Genomic DNA, 7,947 nt, shown 5'->3' on the forward strand with positions numbered 1-7,947 from the left:
CCAACCGCCGTGGACGGCTCCCACCGCCCCGGTCCGGGTATCCGCCAGCAAAATGGGCACACAGTCCGCATAGGAAATCAACAGAGGCAGCCGGTGACAGTCCGTGACCATCCCGTCGGTTTCCGGGATGGCATCAGCCAGAGTCAGGGTGCCTTTCCCTGCATCCTGTTCCGTCACCACCGCCACATGGGTGCTGTGGACCTGCTGACAGGCCACTGCCCGTTCCAGGGGAAAATCCAGGGCCGCCGCCATTTTCTGCCGGTTGGCCAGTACCTTCTCCCGGTCATCTCCCACGTTGTAACTCAGGTTCAGTCCACCTGGGAACAGGGAACTGCAGCCCCCTGTCCGGCAAAGGAATCCGTGGACCACACCCCACTGTTTCCAGGCAGGAAAACAGCCCCATTCCACACCTTTCGCTTCTGCAAAGGCAAAATCAGCCATCTTTCCCACCTCATTGGTCAAATTTTTCCTGCACAGCAGGAAACCCTGGAAAGAACTTCCAGCAACCCTCATTGTACTGTTTTTTTACTGGTTTGTAAACGTTAAAGCACAGCTTCCATCCTTTGGATCATGGTTTCCAGGACTTTCAGCCGGGCAAACAGTTTATTGTTGGCTTCCACCACAGTCCAGGGTACGCCTTTGGTATCGGTCCGATAGAGCATTTCGTTCACCGCATCCACATAGGCATCCCATTTGTCCCGGTTCCGCCAGTCTTCCGGGGTGATCTTCCAGGTTTTGTTGGGGTCGTTCTCTCGGGCCTGGAACCGTTTCAGCTGTTCTTCCGAATCGATCTGCATCCAGAACTTCTGGACGATGATCCCCTGCTTCACCCACTGGGCTTCCATATCGTTGATTTCTTCATAAGCCCGGCGCCATTCGCTGATTTTGGCAAAGCCTTCCACCCGTTCCACCAACACCCGGCCGTACCAGGTCCGGTCGAAAATGGCAATTTCTCCCGGAGCCGGCAGTCTGGTCCAGAACCGCCAGAGATAATGGAACTGCTTTTCCCATTCGTTGGGTGCACTCACCGGGTTCACCCGGTAGCCCAGAGGGTCGAAGGATTCGGACAGCCGTTTGATGGCGCCCCCTTTGCCCCCGGCATCCTGGCCTTCAAAGGCCACAATGGTACTGATTTTCCGTTTGGCCAGTTCAAACTGGAGTTCCCCCAGCCGTTTCTGGTATTTTTTCAGCTTTTTGCTGTATTCTTCCTGTTCCATGGGCTGGTAGGGCGTGTACCCGGACAGGATATCCGGAATGGTCAGTTCCCTGGCCGGGCCTTTTTCCGGATCCACCGGACGCTCCCGGTCCTTCAGGGCTTCTTCCAGGGCGGTGATCAGCACCCGGAAGACCGCTTCCGTACCGGTCCGTTTGTCTTCCATGGGGACGATGTGCCAGGGGGCCAGATCCGTATTGGTGGCCGCCAGCATGTCTTCGTACACATCCCGGTATTTGTCGTAGTCGACTCCTTCGATGCCTCCCGGTGCCAGTTTTTCCCACCGGCTGCCCATGGTTTCCTGGCCCTTTTCCATGTTTTCCTTCTGTTTTTTCTTGGAAATGTGGGTGAAGATCTTCACCAGCACATAGCCCCCCTGGACCAGTTCCTTTTCGAAACTGTTGATTTCGTCAAAACTTACATTGTACCATTCGGAAGCCTCGTCCGGATCCCCCACTGCATGTTCGTTCCGCAGGAAATACCAGGCCCGGTGATGGATGCAGATCTGCCCGGCCGGTGGCAGCTCCTTCCAGAACTGGAGGAAGAACGGGCTCTCCTTCTGTTTTTCCGTGGTCTTGGAGGCAGAATACACCCGGAACCCCCGGGGGTCCAGGGCATGGATCACCTTGCTGATCAGCTGGCTCCGCCAGGAGGCCCGGAACCCTTCAAACAGCACGATCACCGGGATCTTGGCATCCCGGACTGTCCGCTGGAGGAATCCCAGACGGTTTTCTTCCTCTGCTATTTTTTCTGCGTATGCTTCTTTGGAAATTTTCGTTTTCAGATCGATTTTGTCCAGCATAGGGACCCCTTCTTTCCCGAAATTCCATATTTCCCTTATTATAACACGAAAAGGGTGCTGCAACAGATTGCAGCACCCTTGGGAAGAAGCAAAATTATTTGATCTTGTTGGGGCAGTCGCCGGTTTCAGCCAGATCCTTCAGGTTCTGGTAGGAAACTTCCACCATGTTCTTTACGGCTTCATCGGTGTAGGAGCCCAGATGCGGAGTAATCAGGACTCTGGGATACAGGTCAACCAGCTTTTCGAACAGCGGGTTTTCCAGTTTCTGGCCTTCCAGGTCTTTCCCGAATACGCTGGCTTCCCCATCCAGAACGTCGCAGCCGTAGCCGCCCAGTTTGCCGCTTTCCACAGCTTCGATGACAGCTTCGGTATCCACCAGCTGGCCGCGTGCACAGTTGACCAGGATGGCGCCGTCTTTCATCTTCTTCAGGAAGTCGCGGGTAACCACAGCGCCGTTTTCTTTGATGTACGGAGCATGGATGGTGATGATGTCGGATTTCTCCAGGACTTCATCCAGGGAAACCTGGGTGCAGTAGTCTTCGATCCCTTTGATTTCGAAAACGTCTTCCCCGATAACGGTAGCGCCCATGCCGTGGAAGATCTGAGCAGCCACACGGCCAATCCGGCCCAGGCCAACAACACCCACGGTGCAGTTCCGGACTTCTTTGGAGAACATGAAGGCATCGACCTTGAAGTTCTTCTTGGAAGTACGGGAAGTGGTGTAAGCGGTATGACGCAGCAGCATCATAGCCTGGGTTACAGCCAGTTCAGCAATGGCGTTGGGGGAATAACGGGGAACGAAAGCCATGGGGAAGCCCAGTTCCTTGGCATATTCCTTATCGATATGATCCGTGCCGGCGGTACGGGTCAGGATGTATTTTACGCCCAGTTTCTTGTAGATGTCCAGGTTCTGTTTATTGGCGAAGCAGTTGCCCCGCAGGATTACTGCGTCAAAGCCAGCAGCCATTTCGGCAGTTTCTTTCGTATTCAGATAATCAGGGACACATTTGATGTCGTAACCGAATTCCTTGTTGCAGGCCTCAAAAATCGGCAGTTCTACATCTCTTACACCATAACATAAAACCTTCATATCAATACCTCCTATAATGGGAAACACACAATTTGGGCAACCCGGAATGGTTCCGTCTGCCCGCTGATTACATTGTAGCATGGAAAAAAAAATTTTCCAATGTTTTTCGTATTTTGTATACAAATTGCGTGAATATTTTGTGGAAACAAAAAGGCTGCTGCTTCTGCAGCAGCCTCCTGCCCGTTACTTTTCCCTTAAAACTGATAATTTACTCCCACATTCACCTGCCACTTTTTCTGCAGATTCCTGCCAATGCGGTAATCCGTCTGAGAAAGGTAGGCCCCATACTGCCAGATTTTCTGCGTCGTATTCGTCTCTAACGAACCCGTCTTGTAAAGGCGGGTTCATTCCTTCGGCCGCTGACCGTTGACGGGGCTGCCTCCGCAGCCCCTTATCACCGGTTCCTTTCCTTCATAGCCCGGTCGATATCCCGTTTGGCAGCCCGGTCGGCCATGGCCTGGCGCTTGTCATAGAGCTTCTTCCCGGTGGCCAGGGCCAGCTTGCACTTTACCAGCCCGTGGCTGAAATACAACTGCAAAGGCACCAGGGTAAAGCCCTTTTCCTTGGTCTTCCCGATCAGTTTCTGGATTTCCCGTTTGTGCATCAGCAGCTTCCGGTCCCGGAGAGGATCCACGTTGAACCGGTTCCCGTGTTCATAGGGACTGATGTGGAGGTTGTACAGGTACACCTCGCTGGTTTTGGTCACTGCCGCATAGGAATCCTTCAGGTTGGCCTTGCCCTGACGGAGGGATTTCACCTCCGTGCCGGTGAGCACGATGCCGGTTTCATAGGTTTCGTGGATGTTGTAGTCATGCCTGGCTTTCCGGTTTTCTGCGATTACCTTCACTGGCTTTTCCATGTTTCCGATCCCTTCTTCTCCGCCGCCGGCGGTTGTTTTTCTTTTTGGTGGAGCTGCTGTTCCCAGCATTTTCCGTGCCCTGGGGCACCAGCTGACTCAAAGAGGTTTCTTGGCCTTTTTGGGCCGTGTTCTTTTTCTTTTTCCGGTTCCGGCTGCGGCTGTTCTTCTTTCCGAATTCCTTCCGGTCTCCGGATTTCCGGCCGGTGGTGTCATTCCGAAGCTTCCCGGTAGCGATACCGGTCTTGGTCTTTTTCTGCCGTCCCAGTTCCCGGCGCATCTGGTCCGCCGCCTCCGGGCTCAGGCCGGCCAGGACGAAGTCGATTTTCCGTTCCGCCACATCCACCTGGAGCACCTGGATCTTCACCTGGTCGCCCAGACGGTACCGGTTCCCCAGATGCTGGCCGATCAGGGCGTACTGACCCTCGATATAGTCATAATAGTCGTCCGTCAGGCTGGATACATGGACCAGGCCTTCCACCCCGTTGTCCAGTTCCACAAAGAACCCGAAGGAGGACACCCCGGAAATGGTCCCGGTGAATTCCTGACCCACAAACTGGAGCATGTATTCGGCCATTTTCAGATCCACCGTCTGCCGTTCCGCATCGATGGCCCCCCGTTCCCGGATGGAACAGTGGGAAGCCACCAGGCTCAGCCGCTGGGTCCGCTCTTCCGCCTGCTGCCGGGTCAGCCGTTCCCCGTCCAGCTGCCGGCGCAGGAGCCGGTGGACCATCAGATCCGGATACCGGCGGATGGGAGAGGTAAAGTGGGTGTAGAAGTGGGCTGCCAGGCCAAAATGGCCGATGTTTTCCGTCTGGTACACCGCCTGGCGCATGCTCCGGAGAGCCACTGTAGAAATCAGCTTTTCTTCCGGCTTGCCGGCCACCTTGTCCAGGGCCCGCTGGAGATCCTTGGGGCGCATTTTTTCTTCCACCTTCAGGGTGACTCCGAAGAGAGCCATGAGCTTGGCCAGGTTCTGGATCTTTTCCGGATCCGGCAGGTCGTGGACCCGATAGATGAAGGGCCGTTTGTGCTTGGCCATGAACCCGGCCACCGTTTCGTTGGCCGCCAGCATGAATTCTTCGATCATCATTTCCGCCACGGACCGTTCCCGCTTCACAATGGCCACCGGATGCTTCTGCTCATCCAGCAGCACCTTCTGTTCCGGCAGTTCAAAGTTGATGGCGCCCCGGCGTTCCCGTTTCTTGTGGAGTACCTGCTGGAGCCGTCCCATATCTTCCAGCATGGGGACGATATCCACATATTTCTTCCGCAGGGCTTCGTCCTGGTCCACCAGGATGGCCCGTACATCCGGATAGTTCATCCGGTGGTGGTTGTTGATCACACTGGGCGCAGTGGTGAAGGAAATGGTCCGGCCGGTTTTCCCGTCAAGGAGCATTTCGCAGGCCATGGTCAGCCGGTCTTCCCCTTCGTTCAGGCTGCAGATGCCGTTGCTCAGTTCCACCGGCAGCATGGGCAGCACCCGGTCCACCAGGTACACGCTGGTGCCCCGTTCATAGGCTTCCTGGTCCAGCAGGGAGTGGGGCTGCACATAATAGCTTACATCGGCGATATAGACCCCCAGGAAGTAGTTGTCCCCCTGTTTTTCCACATACACAGCATCGTCCAAGTCCTTGGAATCCACCCCGTCGATGGTGATGATGTTCCAGTCCCGCCGGTCCAGCCGGTTCTGGATTTCCTTCTTTTTGATCTTCTGCTCCACTTTTTCTGCCGCTTCCTGGACAGGAGCAGGGAATTTGGTGGGCAGGTCGTTGTCTTTGATGATGGAAAGGATTTCCAGGCCGATATCCCCGGGTTTCCCCAGGATCTCCACGATTTTTCCTTCCGCGTTCCGCCGTTCGTCCGGCCAGGTGGTGATTTCCACCACCACCTTTTCCTTGTCCCGGGCTCCGTTGAAGTCCTTCCGGCGCACGTAAATGTCCCGGCCCACCCGTTTGTTGTCCGGGATCACGAAGCCGAATTCCCCGGATTTGCTGAAGGTTCCCACCAGTTTGTGATGGGCCCGGTTCAGGATCCGGATGATTTTCCCTTCCTGCCGGTCGTCAAAGACACTTTTCATCACCCGGGCCATGACCGTATCCCCGTCCATGGCCCCGCTGAGGCTGCTGGCCGGGATGAACAGGTCCCCGTCTTCCGTTTTTTCTTCCGGGATCACAAAGGCAAAGCCCTTGCTGGTCACCTGGCACCGGCCCACCACCAGGCCCATGGCCGCCGGCAGCCCGTAGGTGTTGAACCGGGTCTTCACCACCTGGCCCCGGGTTTCCAGTTCTTCCATCACCGTCCAGAACAGCTTCAGGTCCGCGCCCTTCAAGGCCAGCGCCTGGATCAGTTCATCGGCGGAAAGCGGGGCGGTGGGATGGTCCTTCATGTACCCCAGGATCTTTGTTTCCATTTCTGTATTGATCATTCTCTCTCCTCATACATCAGCTTGCCGTCCGCTTCGGCCGCCACGGTTCCGTCTTCCCGGATTACCTGGCCGGTCATTTCCAGCAGCTGTCCCTTTCGTCTTTTTACTTTGGTGATCACATGGATCCGTTCCCCAATCCGTACCGGCTGCCGGAAGCGGACTTCCAGCCGGGCCGTATAGGCAACTTTGTGTTCATACATATAAGGGTAATTCCCCATGGTTTCGTCCAGCAGGGTGGAGATCAGTCCCCCGTGCATCCGGCCGTCATAGCTCTGGTGCACCGGCTGGGGCACAAAACTGGTGTAGCAGCCGTTTTCGTCGGTGCGGAAGTGGAGATGGAGCCCCATCGGGTTGTCCTTCCCACAGCCGAAACACATGGTATCTCTGTCATTTTCCATTTTCTATTCCTCCAAAAAGGCCTCGATGGCAGCATAAATGGCCTGCCGGCCTTTGTATAATGTCATCACATGCCGGGCCTGTTTTACCCACAGCAGCCGTTTCTGGTCTGAGGCGGCATGTTCCTGGATGTACAGGGCACTTTCCGGGCGCACCGTGTGGTCCGTTTGGGACTGGATGATCAGAAGGGGCTGCCGGACCTTGGGCAGGTATTTTCCCTTCACCGCCTTCAGCAGCCGCACCAGCTGGTGGACCGCTTTGATGGGCATGCACCGGTAGGCCACATTGTACCGGGCAGGAGCGTCGATGGTCCGGGGATTTTTGGGAATGGCCCAGTAGGGCAGCCGGTCCGCCAGCCAGAGGAAGTACACCCGCCAGTCGTAGAGATAGATGGGGGTGGAGAGCACCACCAGCTTGTCCGCTTTTGTCTCTGCTCCGGCATACAGGGTCAGCAGCCCGCCCATGGAAAGGCCGATGACCGTTACCTGGGCGCAGATTTCCCGAAGATGGGCCACTCCCTGCCGCACCTGGGCTTCCCACTGTTCCGCCGTTACCTCCAGCAGATCATGGGGATCCGTGCCGTGGCCTGCCAGGAGAAGCCCTTCCACCGTATACCCCTTCCGGTGCAGGTCCTCCCCCAGTTCCCGGAGTTCCGAAGGGCTGCCGGTAAAGCCGTGGACCAACAGCACCCCTTTGCCGTTTTGCCCCTGCCAGAAATACGGTTCCGCGCCCTGGAGCATCCCCATCGCCTCCTTCCCCATAGCAAAAATGGCATTACCCTGCCAGGCAATGCCACTGTGAAATGTGTGAACGTTCTTTAATTGCTTACTGCAGGCGGGCAATTGCCACGTTGATAACAGCGAAAATCAGCCCCAGCACAACGGTGATCCGTGCCAGCGCCTCATCCATGTCCGTGGGTTTGCCCCCAAACAGGGATTCTCCCCCGCCCAGACCGCTGAACCCGGCACTTTTGCCAGACTGGAGCAGGATGGACCCGATCAGCAGGACGCTCACGATCACATCAAGAACCATCAATATATCTAAAGCCACAGGTATTCCCTCCACATATCAGATTCTTATATTTTAGCATTGGTTGGGGAAATGGTCAAGGAGCGGGGGATAGTGGTTAAGTGGCTGGGTGCACCAACCGTAGGAGCGGCAG

At 55.9% G+C, this 7,947-nt stretch carries 8 protein-coding genes; all 8 read right to left on the minus strand.

Annotated elements, in window-relative coordinates; translation table 11 throughout:
• The coding region (locus QVO43_RS08410) for a polyphenol oxidase family protein (RefSeq protein WP_288174811.1) at positions 1–441 on the minus strand (441 nt) is incomplete at its 3' end.
• A 101-nt stretch (positions 442–542) separates the two neighbouring features.
• Positions 543–2,015: a hypothetical protein gene (locus QVO43_RS08415; RefSeq protein ID WP_022488084.1), complete on the minus strand. Its 1,473-nt coding sequence runs from the start codon at positions 2,013–2,015 to the stop codon at positions 543–545.
• Positions 2,016–2,109: 94 nt separating this feature from the next.
• Positions 2,110–3,105, minus strand: a complete 996-nt coding sequence (locus tag QVO43_RS08420; protein WP_022488085.1) for a 2-hydroxyacid dehydrogenase — start codon at positions 3,103–3,105, stop codon at positions 2,110–2,112.
• A 394-nt stretch (positions 3,106–3,499) separates the two neighbouring features.
• Positions 3,500–3,964, minus strand: coding sequence for an SsrA-binding protein SmpB (gene smpB, locus QVO43_RS08425; RefSeq protein ID WP_022488086.1), 465 nt, complete (start codon positions 3,962–3,964; stop codon positions 3,500–3,502).
• Positions 3,915–6,389, minus strand: coding sequence for a ribonuclease R (rnr, locus tag QVO43_RS08430; RefSeq protein WP_022488087.1), 2,475 nt, complete (start codon positions 6,387–6,389; stop codon positions 3,915–3,917). The genes smpB and rnr overlap by 50 nt, the downstream gene beginning before the upstream one ends.
• The gene (locus QVO43_RS08435) at positions 6,386–6,787 is read right to left on the minus strand and encodes a PaaI family thioesterase (protein ID WP_022488088.1); all 402 of its coding nucleotides are present in this window, start codon (positions 6,785–6,787) and stop codon (positions 6,386–6,388) included. The genes rnr and QVO43_RS08435 overlap by 4 nt, the downstream gene beginning before the upstream one ends.
• A 3-nt stretch (positions 6,788–6,790) precedes the next feature.
• A complete protein-coding gene (locus tag QVO43_RS08440) occupies positions 6,791–7,525 on the minus strand; it encodes an alpha/beta hydrolase (RefSeq protein WP_022488089.1) in 735 nt (244 codons plus the stop codon).
• Positions 7,526–7,610: 85 nt separating this feature from the next.
• The gene (secG, locus tag QVO43_RS08445; protein ID WP_022488090.1) at positions 7,611–7,835 is read right to left on the minus strand and encodes a preprotein translocase subunit SecG; all 225 of its coding nucleotides are present in this window, start codon (positions 7,833–7,835) and stop codon (positions 7,611–7,613) included.
• Positions 7,836–7,947 lie beyond the last annotated feature (112 nt).

It is taken from the genome of Acidaminococcus sp. CAG:542 (genome assembly GCF_000437815.1).
In the GTDB taxonomy this organism is placed as follows: Bacteria; Bacillota; Negativicutes; order Acidaminococcales; family Acidaminococcaceae; genus Acidaminococcus.